At 68.4% G+C, this 20,851-nt stretch carries 19 protein-coding genes and 1 rRNA gene; 1 reads left to right on the top strand and 19 read right to left on the bottom strand.

Annotation, left to right across the window (positions count from 1 at the left end; genetic code table 11):
* The 18 genes from G9Q41_RS07010 to infC all read right to left on the bottom strand — a co-directional run.
* Positions 1-1,144, bottom strand: a 16S ribosomal RNA gene (locus G9Q41_RS07010); the annotation flags it as partial.
* A gap of 458 nt (positions 1,145-1,602) precedes the next feature.
* On the bottom strand, positions 1,603-2,874 hold the full coding sequence (tyrS, locus tag G9Q41_RS07015; protein ID WP_165632155.1) for a tyrosine--tRNA ligase: 1,272 nt from the start codon (positions 2,872-2,874) through the stop codon (positions 1,603-1,605).
* Positions 2,875-3,024: 150 nt separating this feature from the next.
* The gene (locus G9Q41_RS07020; protein ID WP_092521780.1) at positions 3,025-3,648 is read right to left on the bottom strand and encodes a DNA-3-methyladenine glycosylase; all 624 of its coding nucleotides are present in this window, start codon (positions 3,646-3,648) and stop codon (positions 3,025-3,027) included.
* Between the two features lie 64 nt (positions 3,649-3,712).
* Entirely contained in the window at positions 3,713-5,107 is a 1,395-nt protein-coding gene (gene argH, locus G9Q41_RS07025) for an argininosuccinate lyase (RefSeq protein WP_165632420.1), read from the bottom strand.
* A 135-nt stretch (positions 5,108-5,242) separates the two neighbouring features.
* Complete coding sequence (locus G9Q41_RS07030) at positions 5,243-6,442, bottom strand: argininosuccinate synthase (protein WP_165632156.1); 1,200 nt, start codon at positions 6,440-6,442, stop codon at positions 5,243-5,245.
* Positions 6,435-7,004 carry an arginine repressor gene (locus G9Q41_RS07035; protein ID WP_092521782.1) on the bottom strand — a complete coding sequence of 190 codons (570 nt, stop codon included), beginning with the start codon at positions 7,002-7,004 and terminating at the stop codon, positions 6,435-6,437. The genes G9Q41_RS07030 and G9Q41_RS07035 overlap by 8 nt, the downstream gene beginning before the upstream one ends.
* Positions 7,001-7,930: an ornithine carbamoyltransferase gene (argF, locus tag G9Q41_RS07040; protein WP_092521783.1), complete on the bottom strand. Its 930-nt coding sequence runs from the start codon at positions 7,928-7,930 to the stop codon at positions 7,001-7,003. Before argF ends, G9Q41_RS07035 begins: the two co-directional genes overlap by 4 nt.
* Positions 7,927-9,153, bottom strand: coding sequence for an acetylornithine transaminase (locus G9Q41_RS07045; protein WP_165632157.1), 1,227 nt, complete (start codon positions 9,151-9,153; stop codon positions 7,927-7,929). Before G9Q41_RS07045 ends, argF begins: the two co-directional genes overlap by 4 nt.
* A complete protein-coding gene (gene argB, locus G9Q41_RS07050) occupies positions 9,153-10,076 on the bottom strand; it encodes an acetylglutamate kinase (RefSeq protein ID WP_092521785.1) in 924 nt (307 codons plus the stop codon). Before argB ends, G9Q41_RS07045 begins: the two co-directional genes overlap by 1 nt.
* Positions 10,073-11,275: a bifunctional glutamate N-acetyltransferase/amino-acid acetyltransferase ArgJ gene (argJ, locus tag G9Q41_RS07055; protein WP_347567507.1), complete on the bottom strand. Its 1,203-nt coding sequence runs from the start codon at positions 11,273-11,275 to the stop codon at positions 10,073-10,075. The genes argB and argJ overlap by 4 nt, the downstream gene beginning before the upstream one ends.
* Before the next feature lie 14 nt (positions 11,276-11,289).
* A complete protein-coding gene (locus tag G9Q41_RS07060) occupies positions 11,290-11,697 on the bottom strand; it encodes an ACT domain-containing protein (RefSeq protein WP_165632158.1) in 408 nt (135 codons plus the stop codon).
* Positions 11,694-12,719, bottom strand: a complete 1,026-nt coding sequence (gene argC, locus G9Q41_RS07065) for an N-acetyl-gamma-glutamyl-phosphate reductase (RefSeq protein WP_165632159.1) — start codon at positions 12,717-12,719, stop codon at positions 11,694-11,696. The genes G9Q41_RS07060 and argC overlap by 4 nt, the downstream gene beginning before the upstream one ends.
* Positions 12,720-13,022: 303 nt before the next feature.
* Complete coding sequence (pheT, locus tag G9Q41_RS07070; protein WP_165632160.1) at positions 13,023-15,515, bottom strand: phenylalanine--tRNA ligase subunit beta; 2,493 nt, start codon at positions 15,513-15,515, stop codon at positions 13,023-13,025.
* A gap of 72 nt (positions 15,516-15,587) precedes the next feature.
* Positions 15,588-16,655, bottom strand: a complete 1,068-nt coding sequence (pheS, locus tag G9Q41_RS07075; RefSeq protein WP_092521789.1) for a phenylalanine--tRNA ligase subunit alpha — start codon at positions 16,653-16,655, stop codon at positions 15,588-15,590.
* Between the two features lie 165 nt (positions 16,656-16,820).
* Complete coding sequence (locus tag G9Q41_RS07080) at positions 16,821-17,681, bottom strand: RNA methyltransferase (RefSeq protein ID WP_207630719.1); 861 nt, start codon at positions 17,679-17,681, stop codon at positions 16,821-16,823.
* Positions 17,682-17,731: 50 nt separating this feature from the next.
* Positions 17,732-18,100: a 50S ribosomal protein L20 gene (gene rplT, locus G9Q41_RS07085; protein WP_092521790.1), complete on the bottom strand. Its 369-nt coding sequence runs from the start codon at positions 18,098-18,100 to the stop codon at positions 17,732-17,734.
* A 115-nt stretch (positions 18,101-18,215) separates the two neighbouring features.
* Complete coding sequence (gene rpmI / locus G9Q41_RS07090; RefSeq protein WP_092521791.1) at positions 18,216-18,410, bottom strand: 50S ribosomal protein L35; 195 nt, start codon at positions 18,408-18,410, stop codon at positions 18,216-18,218.
* A gap of 122 nt (positions 18,411-18,532) precedes the next feature.
* Entirely contained in the window at positions 18,533-19,144 is a 612-nt protein-coding gene (gene infC, locus G9Q41_RS07095; RefSeq protein WP_092521792.1) for a translation initiation factor IF-3, read from the bottom strand.
* Between the two features lie 320 nt (positions 19,145-19,464).
* Between infC and G9Q41_RS07100 the strand changes: the two genes are divergently transcribed.
* Positions 19,465-19,773 (top strand): DUF1844 domain-containing protein, encoded by a 309-nt coding sequence (locus G9Q41_RS07100; protein WP_092522794.1) that lies wholly within the window; start codon positions 19,465-19,467, stop codon positions 19,771-19,773.
* A 225-nt stretch (positions 19,774-19,998) separates the two neighbouring features.
* Here G9Q41_RS07100 and G9Q41_RS07105 read toward each other — a convergent pair whose 3' ends face one another.
* Positions 19,999-20,778 (bottom strand): IclR family transcriptional regulator, encoded by a 780-nt coding sequence (locus G9Q41_RS07105; protein WP_347567482.1) that lies wholly within the window; start codon positions 20,776-20,778, stop codon positions 19,999-20,001.
* Positions 20,779-20,851 lie beyond the last annotated feature (73 nt).

Here is a 20,851-nt window from a genome sequence, read left to right on the forward strand (position 1 = left end):
ACCGCTGGCAACACAGGACAAGGGTTGCGCTCGTTACGGGACTTAACCCAACATCTCACGACACGAGCTGACGACAGCCATGCACCACCTGTACACCAGCCACAAAGGGACACCCCATCTCTGAGGCCATCCAGTGTATGTCAAACCCAGGTAAGGTTCTTCGCGTTGCATCGAATTAATCCACATGCTCCGCCGCTTGTGCGGGCCCCCGTCAATTCCTTTGAGTTTTAGCCTTGCGGCCGTACTCCCCAGGCGGGGCGCTTAATGCGTTAGCTACGGCACGGACACCACAACGGTCCCCACACCTAGCGCCCAACGTTTACAGCATGGACTACCAGGGTATCTAATCCTGTTCGCTACCCACGCTTTCGCTCCTCAGCGTCAGGAACGGCCCAGCAAGCTGCCTTCGCCATCGGTGTTCCTCCTGATATCTGCGCATTTCACCGCTACACCAGGAATTCCGCTTGCCCCTACCGCCCTCGAGTCTGCCCGTATCGGCCGCACGTGCCCAGTTAAGCTGCGCATTTCCACGACCGACGCGACAAACCGCCTACGAGCCCTTTACGCCCAGTAAATCCGGACAACGCTCGCGCCCTACGTATTACCGCGGCTGCTGGCACGTAGTTAGCCGGCGCTTCTTTAGCCCCTACCGTCACATTCGTCAGGGCCGAAAGGGGTTTACAACCCGAAGGCCGTCCTCCCCCACACGGCGTCGCTGCGTCAGGCTTCCGCCCATTGCGCAAAATTCCCCACTGCTGCCTCCCGTAGGAGTCTGGGCCGTGTCTCAGTCCCAGTGTGGCCGATCACCCTCTCAGGCCGGCTACCCGTCATCGCCTTGGTACGCCCTCACCGCACCAACAAGCTGATGGGCCGCGAGCCCCACCCAGGCCGGAACACCCCCTCACAAAGGTGAACCTTTCCCACACACCCCATGCGAGGCATGCAGCACATCCGGTATTAGCCCCAGTTTCCCAGGGTTATCCCCACGCCCAGGGCAGGTTACTCACGTGTTACTCACCCGTCCGCCACTCCCACACCCCAACCCTCCCCGAAAGGAAGAGCACACGGGGTGTGAGCGTTCGACTTGCATGTGTGAAGCGCGCCGTCAGCGTTCGTCCTGAGCCAGGATCAAACTCTCCAACAATGAACCAGAGAAAAAACCCCAGCAAAAAACACAAAAAAACAAAAAGACAAGAAGCCACACACGCGTCAAGGCACTGTTGAATTCTCAAAGAACACACCCACACCAGTGGGCACACCACCACAGAACCCCTCCGACACCCATCGAAAGCGCCTCTGTGGTTAAGGCACTTTCCAATCTAACACCGGAACTCACACCCTTTCGAAGGGGGTCCCCGATGTCGATCGGATCGCACCGACTCTTTGTTCAAGCTTCAACGGTGAGCCCCGGCCGGATCAACATCCGACCGTGTTCACCAATCCCGAGGTTCCGCGCCCGTCAGGCACGGCCACCGGAGGCCGACATCGCGTCGACGAGAACTAATTTACACGGCACTCATCCCGGTGTCAAACGGGCCTCAAGTGCCGCCGGTCGAAGCGAAAGAGCAGGTCCGACGCTCCGCCGTTGCCCCTGCCACCCTACTAGACCAGCCGAACCCCGGCCGTGTGACGCTTGCCACGGCGCAGCACCAGCCAGCTCCCGGGCAGCAGGTCCTCCTGAACCGGGCACCAGGTGTCGTCCCGCACCTTCACGTTGTTCACGTAGGCACCGCCCTCGTCGATCGTGCGGCGTGCGGCCTTGCGCCCGGTAACCAGCCCGCTCTCCACGAGCAGATCCACGATGCTCGGCTGGTCGGCGAGCCGGAGTTGCACGTTCGGCACTTCGGTCAGCGCCGCATCGAGCGTCCCCGCGTCCAGCTCTCCGAGGTCACCCCGTCCGAACAGGGCCCGACTCGCTGCGATCACCTGTTCGGTGGCGCTCGCCCCGTGCACCAGCGTGGTGAGCTCCTCCGCGAGCTTGCGCTGTGCCAGTCGTTCGCTCGGGCGGTCGATGGTCGCCTGCTCCAGCTCCTCGATCTCCGCACGTTCCAGGAAAGTGAACAGTCGCAGGTACTTGCCCACGTCCGCGTCGGCGGTGTTGAAGAAGTACTGGTACCAGGCGTAGGGCGAAGTCATCTCCGGGTCCAACCAGAGGTTGCCGCCTCCGGTCGACTTGCCGAACTTGCGTCCCTCCGAGTCCGTCACCAACGGGGTGGTGAGCGCGTGGGCGGTTACCCCCTCCTGCCTGCGCAGCAGGTCCACTCCCGCGACGATGTTGCCCCACTGGTCGGAGCCGCCGAGCTGGAGGCGCGTGCCGTACCGCCGGTAGAGCTGCACGTAGTCGTTGGCCTGCAGCAGCATGTAGCTGAACTCGGTGTAGGACATGCTGTCCGTCTCCAACCGCCTCTTGACGGTTTCCCTGGACAGCATCGCGTTGAGCGGGAAGTGCTTGCCCACGTCGCGCAAGAAGGCGGTCACCGAGAGCTCCGCGGTCCAGTGGGCGTTGTTCTCCACGACCGCACCGGTGGTCGTGTCGTCGAAGTCGACGAAGACCCCCAGCTGCCGACGGATCCCCTCGGTCCACTCGGAGACCACGCTCTCGTCGTGCAGACTGCGCTCCCCCACGTCGCGCGGGTCGCCGATCAGCCCGGTGGCCCCGCCTGCGAGAACCAGCGGACGGTGCCCGGCGCGCTGGAAACGACGCAGCGTCAGCAGCGGAATCAGGTGGCCGGCGTGCAGACTCGGTCCGGTCGGGTCGAAACCCGCGTACAACGTGAGTGACTGCGAATCGAGATCACGCCGCAGCGATTCGAGATCGGTGGTCTGCGCGACCAGCCCGCGCCAGGAAAGCTCGTCAAGGATGTGCTCACTCACGCTTCCAGTCTCGCTCACCGCAGAGCCGCGTCCCCATCCGGGGCCCGGCCGGGATGGAGAGTCACGCCACGCGGTCGCGAGGGCACCAGCGGCGACACGCCCCACCCGCGCCGAGCGAACCGGACGGACCAGCGGACGGCGCGGGGCCGGTCAGACGCCGTCCCGCACTCGACGCCGCCCGCCGCGGCGATACGAGCTGACCGCCGGTGAACCGTGCACCCAGGAACGCCAGGGAAGCTCGGTGGCGGTGGAGACCCCCACCCTGGGTCCGCTGCGGACCTCCTCGTCGCCGACACCCGCTCCGCGAACCAACCGCAGGGAGGAGTCAGCGGCGAGCAGGTCCGTGCCGTTGTGCTCGCGGGTGATCCCCAGCGCCCCGGCCAACCGGGCCGGGCCGCTGGCCAGCGCCGTGTCCTTGCGAACGGCGGGGCGCCGAGCGCGCGCCAGCGCGGCACCCTCCAGCACCTCGCCCGCACGCAGGAGCACGGCCCCCGGAACACCGTCCTGCGAGCAGACCACGTTGATGCAGAAGTGCATCCCGTAGACGAAGTAGACGTACAGGTGTCCCGCGGGCCCGAACATGACCGAATTGCGCGCGGTGCGTCCCCGGTAGCAGTGCGATGCCGGGTCGTCCCCTCCGCGATACGCCTCCACCTCGACCAGGCGCACGCCGACCTCTCCCTCTGGGGAGGTCGACCACAACTCGCCTCCGAGCAGGTGACGCGCCACGAGGAGGGGATCGCGGGTGAGTTCGGAGCGTGTCACATCAGTCACGGCAGTGACACTACCGGGCGGGCGAACAGCTCCGGCACGGACCGCGCGGTGGGTGGAACGGTGCTCACCCCGGCAGCCAGGCCCGGTGCTCGGCCACGCGCTCGGCCACGCGCTCCGCCTGCTCGGCCACCCGCGCCGGAGCGGTGCCACCACGCGAGTTCCGGGCGCGCACGGCCCCCTCCACGGTCAGCACCTCGCGCACCTCGCCGGTGAGCTCGGGATGCGCCTTCGCCAGCTCCGCGTCGGTGAGCTCGTCGAGTCCGACACCGCGTTCCTCGGCCATCCGCACGCACTCCCCGGAGGCCTCGTGGGCGAGGCGGAACGGCACCCCGCGCCGCACCAGCCACTCGGCCAGGTCGGTCGCCAAGGTGAACCCGGAGGGAGCCATCTCGGCCATGCGCTCGGTGTGGAAAGTCAGGCTCCCCAGCATTCCCGCCATCGCGGGCAGCACCATCTCGAGCTGGTGCACCGAGTCGAACAGCGGCTCCTTGTCCTCCTGCAGGTCCCGGTTGTAGGCGAGCGGCTGCGCCTTGAGGCTGGTCAACAAGCCGGTGAGGTTCCCGAGCAGTCTTCCGGACTTCGCCCGGGCGAGCTCGGCCACGTCGGGGTTCTTCTTCTGGGGCATGATCGAGCTGCCCGTGGCCCAGGAATCGTCCAGCGTTATGTAGCCGAACTCGGCGGTGTTCCACAGCACCACCTCCTCGGCTATCCGGGAGAGGTTCACCCCGAGCATCCCGAGACCGAACGCGGCCTCGGCGGCGAAGTCCCGGGCCGAAGTACCGTCCATGGAGTTGTCCACCCCGTGCTCGAACCCCAGTTCGGTGGCTATGGCATCGGGGTCCAGGCCGAGCGAGGAGCCGGCCAGCGCTCCGGATCCGTACGGCGAGACCGCGGTCCGCGCGTCCCAGTCCCGCAGCCGCTCGACGTCCCGCAGCAGCGCCTGGGAGTGCGCGAGCAGGTGATGCGCCAGCAGCACCGGCTGCGCGTGCTGCAGGTGGGTCCGCCCCGCCAGGACGGCGTCGGGGTGCTTCGCCGCCTGCTCCCGCAGCGCGTCGACGACGTCGAGGGTCGCCGAGACCACCCGCCGCACGGCGTCCCGCAACCACATCCTGAACTGGGTGGCCACCTGGTCGTTGCGCGAGCGGCCCGCGCGCAGCTTGCCGCCCAGTTCCGCGCCGACGCGCTCGAGCAGACCGCGTTCCAGCGCGGTGTGCACGTCCTCGTCCTCCGGTGCGGGGCGGAAGATGCCCGTCCGGACGTCCTCGGACAGTTCGTCCAGGCCCGCCAGCATCCGGTCCAGCTCCTCGGCCGTCAGCAGGCCGGCGTTGTGGAGCACCCGGGCGTGGGCGGCCGATCCCGCGATGTCGTACGGGGCCAGGCACCAGTCGAAGTGGGTGGACAGACTGAGCGCGGCCATGATCTCCGAGGGGCCGGACGCGAATCGTCCTCCCCAGAGCATCGTAGGGCGCGACTGGTCGTCGTCCGCGGAGTTCTCCTGTTGGGACACGCGAAAGTTCCTCGAGAGTTAAGTACGGGCACGGTCGACGGCGGGGCGGGGACCCGCGGTTAGGCACCGGAGGCCCCCGCCCGGTGTTCAGCTGTACTGCTCGCGCTTGGAGGCGATCTTGCTGGGAAGCCCCCACAGCTGCACGAAGCCCTTGGCCAGCTCCTGGTCGAAGCTGTCGCCCTCGTCGTAGGTGGCGAGGTTGAAGTCGTACAACGACTGCTCGCTGCTGCGACCGGTCACCACGGCGTTGCCGTTGTGCAGCGTCATCCTGATCTGTCCGGAGACGTGACGCTGCGTGTCCGCGATGAAGGAGTCCAACGAGCTCTTCAGCGGGGAGAACCACAGCCCGTCGTAGACGAGTTCGCCCCAGCGCTGCTGCACGGTCCGCTTGAACCGGGCCTGGTCCCGCTCCAGGGTCACCGCTTCGAGCTCGCGGTGTGCCGTGATCAGCGCCAACGCTCCGGGAGCCTCGTAGATCTCCCTGCTCTTGATGCCGACGAGCCGGTCCTCGACCATGTCGAGCCTGCCCACTCCCTGGGCGCCGGCCCTGCGGTTCAGCTCGGTGACCGCCTGCAGCGGTGTGACGGCGGCTCCGTCGATGGCCACCGGCACCCCGCGGTCGAAGCCGATCACGACCTCGTCCGGCTCCCGCTGCTGCGTGGGATCGGCGGTGTAGGAGTAGACGTCCTCGATCGGGGCGTTCCAGATGTCCTCGAGGAAGCCCGTTTCCACCGCGCGTCCCCAGACGTTCTGGTCGACCGAGTAGGGCGACTTGTTGCTGACGTCGATCGGCAGTCCGTTGCGCTCGGCCCAGTCGATCGCCTTCTCCCGCGTCCAGGCGAAGTCGCGCACCGGGGCCAGCACCTTCATCTCCGGAGCGAGCGCCCCGATGCCCACCTCGAAGCGGACCTGGTCGTTGCCCTTTCCGGTGCAGCCGTGCGCCACGGTGTCCGCACCGTGCTCCCGCGCCGCGTCGGTGAGGTACTTGGCGATCAACGGCCTGGACAGCGCCGAGACCAGCGGGTACTGGTCCATGTACATGGCGTTGGCCTGCAGCGCGGGCAGGCAGTACTCCTCCGCGAACTCGGCGCGCGCGTCCGCGACCACGGCCTCGGCGGCACCGCAGGCCAGCGCGCGCTTGCGGATCGTCTCCAGGTCCTCACCGCCCTGGCCCACGTCGACCGCGACGGCGACGACCTCGGCGCTGGTCTCCTCGGCGATCCAACCGATGGCCACGGAGGTGTCCAGGCCTCCGGAGTAGGCGAGTACGACCCTGTCACTACTCATGATTCTGCTCCTCGTGCTGCGTGGTTCTGTCGTGCCGCACCGCCCGGCCGCGGGCGGTGTCCTCGGCATCCTGGGGTGAACTGGATTGTTGCGCGGCGAGTTCGCGCAGTCGTTCCGCGAGCTCGCCACCGGTGAGGGGGTCGCGCGCCACCACCATCAACGTGTCGTCACCGGCGATGGTGCCCGCCACCTCCTCCATGGCCGAGCGGTCGATGGCGCTGGCCAGGAACTGCGCGGCTCCCGGTGGGGTGCGCAGCACGGTGAGGTTTCCCGATCCCTCCGCGCTGACCAGCAGGTCTCCCAGTAATCGGCTCAGGCGCGCGGTGCCGCCCTGAACTCCCTGGACCGGACTGCCGTCCTCCGGGATGACGTAGACCGGCTGACCACCGTCCGGGGCCCGGAGCTTGACCGCACCGAGCTCGTCGAGATCCCTGGAGAGGGTGGCCTGGGTGACGTCTATGCCGTCCTCGGCCAGCAGTCCGGCCAGTTCGGTCTGGCTGCGGATCTCCTTGCCGGTGACCAGTTCGACTATGCGCGCCTGACGCGCCACCCGCGTGGTCAACGTCGCTGCACCAGCCAAGTCAACAACGCCTTCTGAGCGTGCATCCTGTTCTCGGCCTCGTCGAACACCGCGCTGGACGGCCCGTCCAGCACCTCGTCGGTGATCTCCCATCCGCGGTGGGCGGGCAGGCAGTGCAGAACGCTGGTCTCCTCCTTGCCCGTGGCCGCGAGCAGCTCGGCGTTGAGCTGGAAGGGGCGGAAGGGACTCACCCTGTCCTTGCCGTCGTTCTCCTGCCCCATCGAGGTCCACGAGTCGGTCGCCACGACGTCCGCTCCGGCCACGGCCTCGGTGGGGGAGTCGAAGACCTCCACGGAACCGCCGGTCTCGGCCGCGCGCTTCCTAGCCGCGTCGAGCACCCACTGCTCCGGTGCGAAACCGTGCGGGGCTGCCGTGCGAACGTTCATGCCCGCGGTGGCCCCGCCCACGAGCAGGGAATGCGCCATGTTGTTGGCACCGTCGCCCAGGTAGGTCAACGTCAACCCTGGCAGCGGACCGTGGCGTTCCCGGACGGTCTGCAGATCGGCGAGGACCTGGCAGGGGTGGAACTCGTTGGTCAGCGCGTTGACCACGGGCACGTCCGAAGCCGAGCTCATCGCGTCGATCCGTGCCTGCGCGAAGGTCCGCCAGACCACCACGTCGACGTAGCGGGCGAGCACGCGAGCGGTGTCCTCGATCGTCTCCTCCCGCCCGAGCTGCATGGTCCGGGCGTCGACCACCACGGGGTGTCCTCCGAGCTGCGCTATTCCCGTCTCGAAGGAGAGCCGCGTCCTGGTGGACGTCTTCTCGAAGATGACGGCGACCGACTTCGGACCGGCCAGCGGGGAGGGGCTCCCCCGCCCGTTCTTGAAGTCGTCCGCCAGCTCGAGGATCTCGAGCTGCTCGGCGGGACTCAGGTCGTCGTCCCGCAGAAAGTGCCGCAGTGTCATCGGGTTCCCTCTTCTCCGCCTGTGGACATCGCCAACGCCTCGGACAACACCTCGCCCAGGTCGCGAACGAAACGCTGTGCCTGCTGTCGTTCGAGGACCAGCGGGGGCGCCAGTCGTACCGCGTCCGGGCGCACCGGGTTGAGCAGGTAGCCGCGCTGTCGTGCCGTCTCCACCACCACGGAAGCGAGCTTTTCGTTGAGCTCGACGGCGATGAGCATCCCCGCCCCGCGCACTTCCGCGACCAGCGGATGGCCGAGCCGCTCGATCATGGTGACCAGCTCCTCGCCCAGCCCGGCTCCGTGGCGGAGCAACTGCTCGGACTCGATCGTGTCCAGCACCGCGAGCGCCGCAGCGCAGCAAACCGGGTTGCCGCCGAACGTGGTGGCGTGCTGGCCCGGGTTCAGCATGGCGGCCGCCTCGCCGATCCCGACGCACGCTCCCAGGGGCAGCCCGCCCCCGAGTCCCTTGGCCAGGGTGAGCACATCGGGCAGCACGCCCTCCCGCTGGAAGGCGAACCAGTGTCCGGTGCGCCCGATCCCCGTCTGCACCTCGTCGAGGATCAGCAGGGCTCCCGCGCGATCCGCGATCTCGCGTGCCGACCGCAGGTACCCCTCGGGCGGGATGACGATGCCGGCTTCCCCCTGGACGGGTTCGAGCACTATCGCAGCGGTCTCCTCGTTCACCGCCGCCTCGAGAGCGGCGGTGTCCCCGAAGGGGACGTGCTCCACACCGCTGGGCAGCGGTTCGAAGGGCTCCCGCTTGATGGGCTGGCCCGTCAACGCCAGCGCGCCCATCGTCCGTCCGTGGAATCCTTCGGAGGCCGCCACCACTCCGGGACGGCCGGTGCGCCGGGCGATCTTGAACGCGGCCTCGTTGGCCTCCGAGCCCGAATTGCAGAAGAACACGCGCCCGTTGTCGGGTGCTCCGATCAGCGTGAGCAGTCGCTCGGCCAGCCGCAGCTCCGGCTCGTGGCTGTAGAAGTTCGAGACGTGGCCGAGCGTGGCGATCTGCTCGCTCACCGCCCGCGTCACGGTCGGGTGGGCGTGCCCGAGCACGTTGACGGCGATACCGCCGAGCAGGTCGAGGTAGGTGCGCCCCTCGACGTCGGTGACCTCGCAGCCGGAACCGCTGACCAGTTCCACCGGCGGTGTGCCGTAAGTCTGCATGATCGATTCACGCCAGCGCTGTGCCGCGCCGGCGTTGTCGTTGCCTCCGGACGACATCAGTTCTCGTCCTTTCCTGGTTCTGGTTCTGGCGGAACGACCATGGTTCCGATACCCTCGCTCGTGAACACCTCGAGCAGCACCGAGTGAGCCAACCTGCCGTCGATCACGTGCGCCCGCGGCACACCCCCGGAAACCGCCTGGAGGCAGGCCTCCATCTTGGGGATCATCCCGGAAGCCAACGTCGGCAGCAGGGAACGCAGCCGTCGAGTGTCCAGGCTGGAAACCAGTGAGTTCCGGTCCGGCCAGTCGGTGTAGAGCCCTTCCACGTCGGTGAGCACCACCAGCTTCTCCGCGCCGAGCTCAGCGGCCAGCGCTCCCGCCGCCGTGTCGGCGTTCACGTTGTGCACCACTCCGTCGGTGTCCGGGGCCACGGTGGAGATCACCGGGATCCGCCCCGCCTCGATGAGGTCGAGCACGGCAGTGGGGTCGACGCTGTCGACGTCACCGACCAAGCCGATGTCCACCGGCTCGCCGTCCACCACAGCGTTGCGCCTGCGCGCGGTGAGCAGCTGGGCGTCCTCACCGGACATGCCCACCGCGTGCGGACCGTGCTGGTTGATCAGGCCGACGAGCTCACGGCCGACCTGTCCGACCAGCACCATCCGGACGACTTCCATCACCTCGGGTGTGGTCACGCGGAGTCCGCCGCGGAACTCCCCCCGCATGCCGAGCCTGTCCAGCATGCTCGTGATCTGCGGACCGCCGCCGTGGACGATGACCGGCCGCAGGCCTGCCAGCCGCAGAAAGACCATGTCCTCGGCGAAAGCCCGCTTGAGCGTGTCGTCGGTCATCGCGTTGCCGCCGTACTTGACCACCACCGTCGCACCGCGGAAGCGCTCCAACCACGGCAACGCCTCGGTGAGCACCCCGGCTTTCCCCGCCGCGTCGGTCAACCGTTGGTCGGCTCGTGTCTCGGTCATGAGGAGTAGGCACTGTTCTCTTCGACGTATCCGTGGGAAAGATCGGTGGTCAGCACGGTCGTTTCGTGCTCACCGAGCCCGAGGTCGATCACGATTTCGATCTCGCGGCCGGACAGGTCGACCTCGCTCCGGTCGACCACCGGGGCGCCCTTCGAGTACAGCGTCACCCCGTTCGCGGCGATATCCATGCGGTACTCGTCCATCTCGACGCCGGAGCGCCCCACCGCCATGGCGATGCGCCCCCAGTTCGGGTCAGAGCCGAACAACGCGGTGCCGACCAGGTTGTCCTCGGCGACCAACCGCGCGAGGTGGACGGCGTCGGATTCCCGCAGGGCTCCGCGCACCGTGATGTCGATCGCCTTCGTGGCACCCTCGGCGTCGTACTGCAGCTGACGGACCAGGTCGTGGCAGACCTCGGTGAGCAGCTCGGTGAGTTCGCCGGCCTCGGGGGCAACCCCGGAGGCCCCGGAGGACAGCAGCAGCACCGTGTCGTTGGTGGAGGTCCCCCCGTCGACGTCCAGCCGCTCGAAAGTCCTGCCCGCGGCCCGCCGCAGCGCCGCGTTCAACGTGTCACCGTCAACAGCGGCGTCGGTCGTCACCACGGCCAGCATCGTCGCCAGGTTCGGGGCGATCATCCCGGCGCCCTTGACCATTCCGCCGACGGAGAAGCCCGTGCCGTGCTCGCGGAAGGCCTGCTTGGGGCGCGTGTCGGTGGTCAGCACGGCAGTGGCCGCCTCGGTGGCCGACCGCTCCGAATCTGCGAGTTCGGCCACCGCGGTCGACACACCGCTCGACACGGCATCCATGGGCAGCCGTTGTCCGATGAGCCCGGTGGAGCAGACGGCCACGTCGATGGCCCCGATACCCAGCTCCTCGGCGACCTTCTCGGCCGTGGCATGGGTGTCCTGGAACCCTTCCGGCCCCGTGCACGCGTTCGCGCCTCCGGAATTGAGCACCACTGCGCGCAGCCGCCGCTCGCGCAGCACCTGCTCGGACCACAGGACCGGGGCGGCCTTCACCCTGTTCGCGGTGAACAGCCCGGCGGCCTCCCTCCGGGGACCGTCGTTGACGACCAGGGCGAGGTCCGCCGCGGAACCCTGCTTTATCCCCGCGGCCACCCCGGCGGCTCGGAACCCACCGGGTCCGGTCACCCCGCCTCGTCCCGCGCTCTCCCCCGTCCCGGAGGGGCCGGCGTCGATCTCGTGGTGAGTGCTCAATGTTCTCCTTCGGCGTGGTCGACCACGGTGTGCCCCGCGGCTCGCAGGGCGTGGACCGCTGCCGCCAGCGATTCCGCGGGGACGAGGATCCAGTCGGTTTCGAAGGTGGCGAGCGTGAACACGCTGATCTCCGCCTCGGCCAGCGGGTTCAGCACGCTCGCGAGGACGCCCGTCAGCTCGAAGTCCAGCGGACCGACCACCTCCAGCACCCGAAAGGGGCCCTGGTGGTTCGCTCCCTCGGGATCGCGGGTGAGCTGCTCGTAGTCCAGCACCAGCGTCGTGCTGTCGGCCGTGTTCAGCTCGGCCGTCAGCGGGGCGGGGAAAGCGGGGGCCGGTTCGGGACTGCTGCGCGTGGTGGTCACCGCGAGCCGCTGCCCGTGGACCCGCAGCGTCAGGTTCGTCACGGGGCCACCCCCGACAGCGGCAGACCGGTTTGCTCGGGCAGGTCCAGCGCGAGATTCATGCACTGCACCGCCCCGCCCGCCGTTCCCTTGGTGAGGTTGTCCTCGGCACCGACGGCGACCACCCTGCCCGCGTCGGCGTCGACGGTCACCTGGAGCTGCACCGTGTTGGCCCCGATCGTGGCCGAGGTCTGTGGCCACTGCCCGTCCTCGAGCACGTGGACGAACGGCTCGTCCGCATACGCCGCCAGGTAACTTTCCCTGACCCGCTGCGCGTCGACGTCCTCCCGCAGCGGAGCGCTGCAGGTTGCCAGGATCCCCCTGGACATGGGCGCCAGCACCGGTGTGAACGAGACCTTCACCCGTTCACCGGCCACGGCGCTGAGGTTCTGCACCATCTCCGGGGTGTGCCGGTGGCCCCCTCCCACGCCGTACGCGCTGGCCGAACCCATCACTTCGGCGGACAGCAGGTGGGGCTTCAGCGCGCGCCCCGCCCCGGAGGTTCCGGTGGCGGCCACGACCACGGCCTCCGGTCCCACCGCGGAAGCGGCGAAGGCCGGCGCCAGCGCCAACGAGACCACCGTGGGAAAGCAACCGGGAACGGCGACGCGGGAAGTCCCGCGCAGCTTCGTCCGCGCTCCGGGCAGTTCCGGCACTCCGTACGGCCAGCTCCCCGGGTGCTGCCCGCCGTACCACCGCTGCCAGTCCTCGGGGGCCTCGAGCCGGTGGTCGGCCCCGCAGTCGATCACCACGGTGTCGCCGAGCTCGGCGGCGAGCTCGGTGGAGTGCCCGTGCGGCAGCGCGAGGAACACCACGTCGTGGCCTGCGAGGACTTCCGCGCTGGTCTCCTCGAGCTTCCGGTCGGCGAGCGCGACCAGGTTCGGGTGGTGCTCACCCAACGAGCTCCCGACACTGCTGCCCGCAGTGAGCGCACCGATCTCCACCTGCGGGTGCGCGAGAAGCAGCCGGAGGAGTTCACCACCCGCATAACCGCTCGCACCGCCCACAGCCACCCGTATAGCCATACGAATGATTATGCACGATGATGCAATAACAATCAAGCGTTTTCGACAGCTACTCACGTTGCCCCCGCGGAGGCTTCCCGAACTTCCCCCTGCGGAAGGCCTCACCCGCCCCGGTGCACTCGTCCGCCCGGGCCAAACCGTTCGGAGTGCGAGCCGGGCACATCGCCCACAGCACCACCACGCCGCGCAGCCGCCGGTGATCCGTCGTACCGGCCCCGACCGTTTCCGCCCCGGACGAAAAAATCGGGTGACCGGTCCGCCCTCGGACCGATCACCCGAATGTCGACGCTGCGCGCCGGGAGGTCACCCGCGCAACGTGGCCCCGAAACGCTCGTGCGCCGCGGCAACAGCGGCGTCCCTGACCTCGGTCGCCTCCTGCTGCGTCAACGTGCGATCCGAAGCGCGCAGCTGCAGCGCGAAGGCCAACGACTTCTTGCCCGCACCGATCTGCTCACCCGTGAAGACGTCGAACAGCCGGATCTCCTCGACGAGCTCACCACCGCCCGTCCGCAGGGACTCGGCGAGTTCCCCGGAGGGAACTCCCTCGTCGACCACCAGGGCGACGTCGAGACGGACCGGCGGGTAGGACGAGACCATCGGAGCCGGCCTGCGCTCGGTCAACGGCAGCGCGTCCAGGTCGAGCTCCATCGCGCAGGTGCGCTTCGGCAGCTCGAGCGCTTCGATCACCTTCGGGTGCAGCTCCCCTGCGTGGCCGACCACGGTGTCGCCCACCGTGAGCTCGGCACAACGCCCCGGGTGCCACGGCGGGGTCTCCCCGGCCGAAACCTCCAGGGAAGCACCGACCGTCTCCGCGACCAGCCGCGCGGCCTGCACCGCATCGGCCCAGCCTGCCGCACGTCCGGAGCCCCACCAGCCGGAACGCTCCCGCTGACCGGCGAGCACCACCCCGACGTGCTTCGGCTGCGCCGGCAGCGCAGAGCGCAGTTCCGCCAGGCTCTCCTCGGAGGGCCTGGTTTCCACGCCCAGCTCCGGAAGGGCCTGCTGCTCCTTCTCCGGAAGCACCACCTGGCCGATGTGGAACAGGGCGAGATCGCGCCGACCACGGGCCAGGTTGCGCTGCAACGAGTCCAGCAGACCCGGCAACAGGGTGGTGCTGATCAGGGAGCGGTCCGCTTCGAGCGCATTGGCCGCGCGCAGCGCGTTGCGCCTGGGATCGCTGTCGTCCAGCCCGAAGGCGTCGAGGGTCTCCTCCCCCGTGAACGGGAAGGGCAGCACCTCGACGTAACCGTCGTGAGCCAGGGCGCGGGAAACCGCGCGCTGGCGCAGCTGCGCCGCGTCGAGGCCGTCCCCGGCCGGAGCAGCGGGCACGACGGAGGGAATCGTGTGATAACCCTCCAGGCGCAGCACCTCCTCGACCAGATCGGCGGGCTGGGACAGGTCGGGACGCCAGGTCGGCGGGGTGGCCGTAACCACACCGACACCGTCCGCGGAAGTTCCCACCTCGATCCGGCAGCCGATCTGGGTCAGGCGCTGCACGGTGACCCCGCGTTCGTACCGCACGCCCGCGATCCGATCCGGCAGCGCGAGCGGCATCGTCACCGGTGCGGGCGTGGTCGGCTCACCGACGTCCGTGCGGCCCGCGCTGATCGTCGCCTCGCCGTACTCGACGAGCAGTCGTGCAGCACGTTCGGCGGCCACCGCGGCGATCGCGGGATCCACACCGCGCTCGAACCGCTTCCCGGCCTCACTGGGCAGCCGGTGCCTGCGGATCATGCGCGAGATGCTCGCGGGATCCCAGTTGGCCGCCTCCAGCAGGACGTCGTTGCTGTCCCTGCCGATCTCGGTTCCTGCCCCGCCCATGACGCCGGCCAGCGACACCGGTCCGGAGTCGTCGCAGATGACGACGTCGTCCGGATCCAGCTCGCGCCGCACGTCGTCCAGCGTGGTCAGGGTCTCGCCCGCGGCGGCGCGCCGCACCACCACGTCCCCGGAGACCTTGGCCGCGTCCCAGGCGTGCAGTGGCTGGCCGAACTCAAGCATGACGTAGTTGGTCACGTCCACGGGCAGCGAGATCGAACGGATCCCGGCCAGGGCGAGCCTGCGCTGAATCCACCAGGGGGTGGGGGCCGCCGGATCGACCCCGGTCAACCGGCGGAACACGAACCGGGAGCAGGCGGTCTCGTCCTCGATGCGCACGACTCGCGAGGGACGGTCGTCGTCAGGGATCGAACGGTTGGCCGGATCCCCGAAAGGCACGTCCAAAGCGTTGGACAGCTCACGGGCCAGACCGCGAACCGAGAAGCAGTACCCCCTGTCCGGAGTGATCGACAGCTCGATGACCGAGTCGTCCAACCCGACGATCTCACTCGCGTCGCTGCCCGGATCGGCCGATCCCGGGGGCAGCACCAGAATGCCGTCGTGGTCCTCGCCGATCCCCAGCTCGCGGGCCGAGCAGATCATGCCCTCGCTGACCCGGCCGTATGTCTTGCGCTCGGCGATCTCGAAGTCTCCCGGCAGCACCGCTCCGGGCAGCGCCACCACGACCAACGAGCCCGCGCTGAAATTGGTGGCACCGCAGACGATGCCCCGGATCCGCTCCTCGCCCGTCTCGGACTCTCCGACCTCGACCCGGCAGTAACGAATGGGCTTCTTGAAACCGGTCAGCTCCTCGACCTCGGCGACCCGTCCCACGACGAGGGGGCCGGTGATCGGGGTGAGGTGAGTGACCTCTTCGACTTCCATTCCGATGCGCACGAACGCATCGGCCAAGGTCTCCGCGCTCGTTTCCTCGGACAACTCAAGATGCTCGGCCAGCCAGGAAACCGGAATCCGCACTGGATCGCAGCCCTTCTCTCGATCATGGTGGGGGTCAGAAGTACCGATGAACGCCCGGTCCACCGGCCGGACTCAGTATTCGATGCCGAACGCCTCGGTGAATCGGACATCCCCCTCGACCATGTCCCGCATGTCGGGGATGCCGTTGCGGAACTGCAGCGTCCGTTCCAGCCCCATGCCGAAAGCGAATCCGGAGTAGGTCTCGTGATCGACCCCGGAGGCACGAAGCACGTTCGGGTGGACCATGCCGCAGCCGCCCCACTCGACCCAGCCTGCGCCCCCCTTCTTCTCGGGGAACCAGACATCGACCTCGGCCGAGGGCTCGGTGAACGGGAAAAAGCTCGGCCTGAACCGAGTGATCGCCTCGGGCCCGAACATGGAACGAGCGAAAACGTCCAGCGTTCCCTTGAGGTGGGCCATGGTCAGCCCCTCGTCGACGGCCAGTCCTTCGACCTGGTGAAACACCGGTGTGTGGGTGGCGTCGAGCGCGTCGGTGCGGAACACCCTGCCCGGGGAGACCCGGTACACGGGGGGCTGGCTGTTCAGCAGGGCACGCACCTGCACCGGGGAGGTCTGGGTTCGCAGCACCAGTCCCGAGTCCTCCGGGGCCACGTGGAAGGTGTCCTGCATGGTGCGGGCCGGGTGGTCCTTGCCGAAGTTCAACGCGTCGAAATTGAACCACTCGGCTTCCAGCTCCGGCCCCTCCGAAACCTGCCACCCCATCGCCACGAATCCGTCCGAGATACGTTCGATGAGCTGGGTGATCGGGTGCCGCGCTCCGGTGGGAACACGATCGGTCGGAAGCGTCACATCGACGGTTTCCTCCCGCAGCACCCGCTCGTCACGCTCGGCCTGCAGCTCGGCGTGCCGCTTGTCGAAGGCCTCCTGGATCAACCGGCGCGTCTCGTTGACCCGCTTTCCCGCGTCCGCCTTCGCCTGCGGGGGCAGCGCCCCGATCTCCCGACGCGCGGTCAACACCGGGGAACGTTCCCCCAGGTGAGCGGGTTTGACGGCGGCCAGCTCGTCGAGATCCGCGGCGTCCTCGAAGGCCTTGCGGGCGTCGTCGACCGCGCTTTGCAGCGTCTCCGGTGCGAGCGCGACGACCTCCTTCGGGTCGTACGGGTCGTTGGCTCCAGACATCGTCGCTGTGTAACTCCCGTATCCGACGGCCCGCTCACGCGAACCGATCTTGACGTGTGAAAACTCTTCCCATGCTCGTGGACAGTCTATGCGACGTCCGCGGACTCCCCCGTGCCGTCACGGGCGAGTTCGATCACGGTGAACCGGTGCGCTCCCACGGGGCCGTCACGCCTCGGGCCGGTGGACGCGACGTGCCGAGGTGTACAGGCAGACCGCCGCGGCCGTGGCGAGATTGAGACTCTCCGCACGGCCGTAGACCGGCACGCGCAAGGCGTGATCCAATTCCGCGGAGCGCTCCCCGAGTCCGTGGGCCTCGCTACCGAAGACCCACGCGGTCGGACCGTCCAGCCGGCCCCGGGTCTCGGCGGTGTGCAGGTCCTCCCCTGCTTCGCCATCCGCGCCGATGAGCTTCATGCCCGCGTCCCGGCAGGCCGCGAACACGGAACTCACGTCGCGCTCCCGAATCAGGGGGAGATGGAAAACGCTACCGGTGGAGGCCCGGACCGCCTTGCCGTTGTAAGGGTCGACGGTGTCTCCCGCGAACAACACCGCTCCGGCGCCCGCGGCATCGGCGACGCGCACGACGGTGCCCGCGTTTCCCGGGTCGGCGACATCGGACAGCACGGCGACCAGTTCGGGACGAGCAGCCAGGACACCGTCCAGCGAGGGGCGCGGCAGACCGCACACGGCGACCAGCCCCTGGGGGGTCACCGTCTCGGAGAGCGTGGCGGCGGCCCGTTCGGTCACGATTCGCAACGCCACTCCCGCTGCGGAACAGCGGTCGGCGACCTCCGGGTGACGCCGCAGCCCCTCGTGCGTGGCGAAGACCTCCCGCACTTCGGTGGGAGCGCCTCCGGGGGGATGTTGCCCCGACAAGGCGTCCAAGGCCTCGGTCACGGCCATCGCGCCCTCGGCGAGGAACATCCCGGCGCGCTCACGCCCGGCACGACGTGTGAGCTTGCGGGCGACGCTCACCCTCGAGGAGCGCTCCGTCAACGGAGTCTCCACCGTTCCGGGGTGCGCCATTTCCTCCTCGCTCACCACGTCGCTGCGCCGGGCGCTCGGTCGAACCGAAATCAGGCCGCGCCTTCCGGCAGGCTGCTGCGAGCCTTGTCACACAGCGCGGTGAACGCCTGCGGGTCGTTGACCGCCAGCTCGGCGAGCATCTTGCGGTCGACCTCGACCTCGGCGGCCTTCAGGCCCTGCATGAACTTGTTGTAGCTGAGACCGTTCTGCCTGCTGGCGGCGTTGATACGCATGATCCACAGCTTGCGGAAGTCGCCCTTGCGCGCACGGCGGTCGCGGTAGGAGTAGACCTGCGAGTGCAGCATCTGCTCCTTCGCCTTGCGGTAGAGCCGGGAACGCTGCCCGCGGTACCCCTTCGCCGATTCGAGGACCTTCCGACGCTTCTTCTGGGAGTGAACCGCTCGCTTGACGCGTGCCATTGATTTCGTCCTGTCGCTCGTATTAGGGGCGGGTCTTTCGCCCCTGCGGATAAGGCTGTCACTCGTTGCGGACGGTGCGGCCGTCCCGCTGTCCGCCGATCAAGATGTGGCGCTTTCAGCGCCCCAGCATCTTGTTGACCTGCCTCGTGTCGTTGGGGGAGACCTCGGTGGTGCCCTTCAGCCGACGCTTCAGCTTGCTGGACTTCTTCTCCAGGATGTGCCTGCGACCGGCACGCTCGTGACGCAGCTTGCCCGAGCCGGTGACCTTGAACCGCTTGGAAGTGCCACTGTGCGTCTTGTTCTTCGGCATTTTCGTCCTCTTTTCGTGCGAACGCCGGGCAGAATCCCTACGGGGAATCCCGCCCGGCTTGCGTTCCGGGTGAAGTCACGACCGGGTGGACGGCCGCTGTCGATCCCGATTCCGCTAGACGGTTATGACGCGTTCGCCTTGGTCTTGTTGCCCTTACCGGTCTTGTGCGGCGCCAGCACCATGGTCATGTTGCGGCCGTCCTGCTTGGGTTTGGCCTCGATGAACCCCTGCTCGGAGACATCGTCGGCCAGCCGCTCCAACAACCGGAACCCCAGCTCGGGGCGCGACTGCTCACGGCCGCGGAACATGATCGTCACCTTGACCTTGTGACCTTGACCGAGAAAGCGCGAAACGTGACCCTTCTTGGTCTCGTAGTCGTGCGGATCGATCTTCGGGCGGAGCTTCTGCTCCTTGATGACGGTCTGCTGCTGGTTACGGCGTGATTCGCGAGCCTTCTGCGCGCTCTCGTACTTGAACTTTCCGTAGTCCATGAGCTTGCACACCGGCGGACGAGCCTGGGGAGCAACCTCGACGAGATCCAACTCCGCTTCCTCGGCCAACCGAAGTGCGTCCTCGATACGGACGATGCCGACCTGCTCCCCGTTCGGCCCGACCAAACGGACCTCTGGCACACGGATACGGTCGTTGATGCGCGTCTCGGAGCTGATGGGGCCTCCTCGGTTCGATGGCGTTTCTCTGCTGCACCGCGGCGTGAAGCTCGCCCCTAGAGCAATGCAGCCGTCCCACAGGCTTGCAAACCTGACGGGACCCTCTTACTCCAGCCGATCGAACCGGTATGGCAATACCGTTTCAATCCACCGTCGGACAACGTCCGTGGCGGGATCGGGACCCGGCAGCCTGCGAAACAGCCACGCGGGTGGGAGCGGGGCTCCACTTTTACGCCCCCGAGCCACGGGGGCGTTGCGCACATGCAACAGTAACAGTCGTGACCGAGCCGCAGCCAACCGATCCCCCCGAGTCCACCGGACGAACGAACGACAGTGAGCACGAGCAGCACTTCGACACCGCGGGTACCACGGACAACGTCCGTGAGCTGGACAGTGTTCCAAGCGTGGAGGTAATCAGCCGATCGGCCGTGATGCTGATGTCGGCGGCGGCGGAGAAACTGGGGCTGGCCGAGGAGGATCCCGACACGGCTCCCGTGCGGGACCTGGACGAGGCGCGGCGGCTGATAACCGCGCTGGCCGGGCTGATCACCTCCTCCGTCGAGTACCTCGGTCCCCACGCGGGAGCGATGCGGGACGGGCTGCAAACGCTGCAACGGGCCTTCAGGGAGGCGTCGGCGGAGCCGGACCCGCCGGGACAGGGCCCCGGCGAGAAGTACACGGGCCCCGTCAACTGACGCGCGGAAACGGCGCGGCACCCGACACCACCGGGCTGCCGCGCCGCTCCGGCTGCAGCGAGCCCGCCGAGCGGAGCGCTGCCCCCGCGGATACCGCCGGTGCGCCGCTCTCGGCCGGCGTCCCGGGCGGGCCGGCGAGGACGCGGGAACACCGCCCCGAAGAGCTCGGAGCGCCGGGAGCTGGTTCACGCTCTTGACCGGCGCGCCCTTCCGCTCGATTCGCGATCACCCGTGCGGTTGCCAGCCGAGTTCGGCCGAGATGCGCGCGCACGCTTGCCTCAGTTCCCCGCTCCACCCGGACAGCTCGTCGAAGCCGAGCAACATCTCCGGAACGGAGACGGACACCGCGGCCACGACCGCTCCGCTGGGGTCACGCACTCCGGCCGCGACGCAGTGCACGAAGTCCTCGTGCTCCCCGCGGTCGAAAGCGCACCCCTCGGCCGACACGCGGTCCACTTCCGCCAGGAGCGACTCCGCACCGGTGATGGTGTGCTCGGTCCACGCGGGGCGCTCCAGCCTCGCGACCAGTTCCCGCCTGTCCTGTTCGGACATGCCCGACAGCAGCACCTTGCCGACCGCGGTGCAGTGCAGCGGGGCTCGCGCTCCCGTCCTGGAGTACATCCGCACCGACCGACTGCTGTCCACCTTGTCCACGTAGACGGCGCTGTCGCCCTCCCGCACCGCCAAGTGCACCGTGTGTCCGGTGCGCTCCCCCAGTTCGCGCAACTTCGCACCGGCGGCGGCACGCACGTCGATCCCGTCCAGCGCACAGTTGGCCAGCTCGAACAGCGCACTTCCCAGCCGGTAGCGATGAGCGTCGGGGCGGTTCACGAACCGCGCGGACTCCAGGGTGCGCAACAGGCGCAGCGCGGTGGACTTGTGCACTCCCGCGGCCTCCGCCAGCTGGTCGAGGTTGCGCGGCCCTTCCGCCAAGGTGTTGAGCAACGCGAGTCCACGCTGCAGGCTCTGACTCATTCCCTCGCCCTCGATCCGTCCACGAGCCACTCCCTCATACTCATCAGCGCGCTGCGCAGGAGTTCCGTCCAGCGGACACGCAGTGTCCACGTTGACGGGCACC

It is taken from the genome of Actinopolyspora sp. BKK2 (assembly GCF_011291845.1).
Taxonomy (GTDB): domain Bacteria; phylum Actinomycetota; class Actinomycetes; order Mycobacteriales; family Pseudonocardiaceae; genus Actinopolyspora; species Actinopolyspora saharensis.

What these genes read in the sequence shown, in the direction of transcription:
- argH (WP_165632420.1), bottom strand. Translation starts at nt 5,107, where the DNA reads ATGCTCTGGGGAGGACGATTCGCGTCCGGCCCCTCGGAGATCATGGCC.
- G9Q41_RS07030 (WP_165632156.1), bottom strand. Translation starts at nt 6,442, where the DNA reads ATGAGTAGTGACAGGGTCGTACTCGCCTACTCCGGAGGCCTGGACACC.
- argF (WP_092521783.1), bottom strand. Translation starts at nt 7,930, where the DNA reads ATGACACTGCGGCACTTTCTGCGGGACGACGACCTGAGTCCCGCCGAG.
- G9Q41_RS07045 (WP_165632157.1), bottom strand. Translation starts at nt 9,153, where the DNA reads ATGTCGTCCGGAGGCAACGACAACGCCGGCGCGGCACAGCGCTGGCGT.
- argB (WP_092521785.1), bottom strand. Translation starts at nt 10,076, where the DNA reads ATGACCGAGACACGAGCCGACCAACGGTTGACCGACGCGGCGGGGAAA.
- argC (WP_165632159.1), bottom strand. Translation starts at nt 12,719, where the DNA reads ATGGCTATACGGGTGGCTGTGGGCGGTGCGAGCGGTTATGCGGGTGGT.
- pheS (WP_092521789.1), bottom strand. Translation starts at nt 16,655, where the DNA reads ATGTCTGGAGCCAACGACCCGTACGACCCGAAGGAGGTCGTCGCGCTC.
- G9Q41_RS07080 (WP_207630719.1), bottom strand. Translation starts at nt 17,681, where the DNA reads ATGGCGCACCCCGGAACGGTGGAGACTCCGTTGACGGAGCGCTCCTCG.
- rplT (WP_092521790.1), bottom strand. Translation starts at nt 18,100, where the DNA reads ATGGCACGCGTCAAGCGAGCGGTTCACTCCCAGAAGAAGCGTCGGAAG.
- rpmI (WP_092521791.1), bottom strand. Translation starts at nt 18,410, where the DNA reads ATGCCGAAGAACAAGACGCACAGTGGCACTTCCAAGCGGTTCAAGGTC.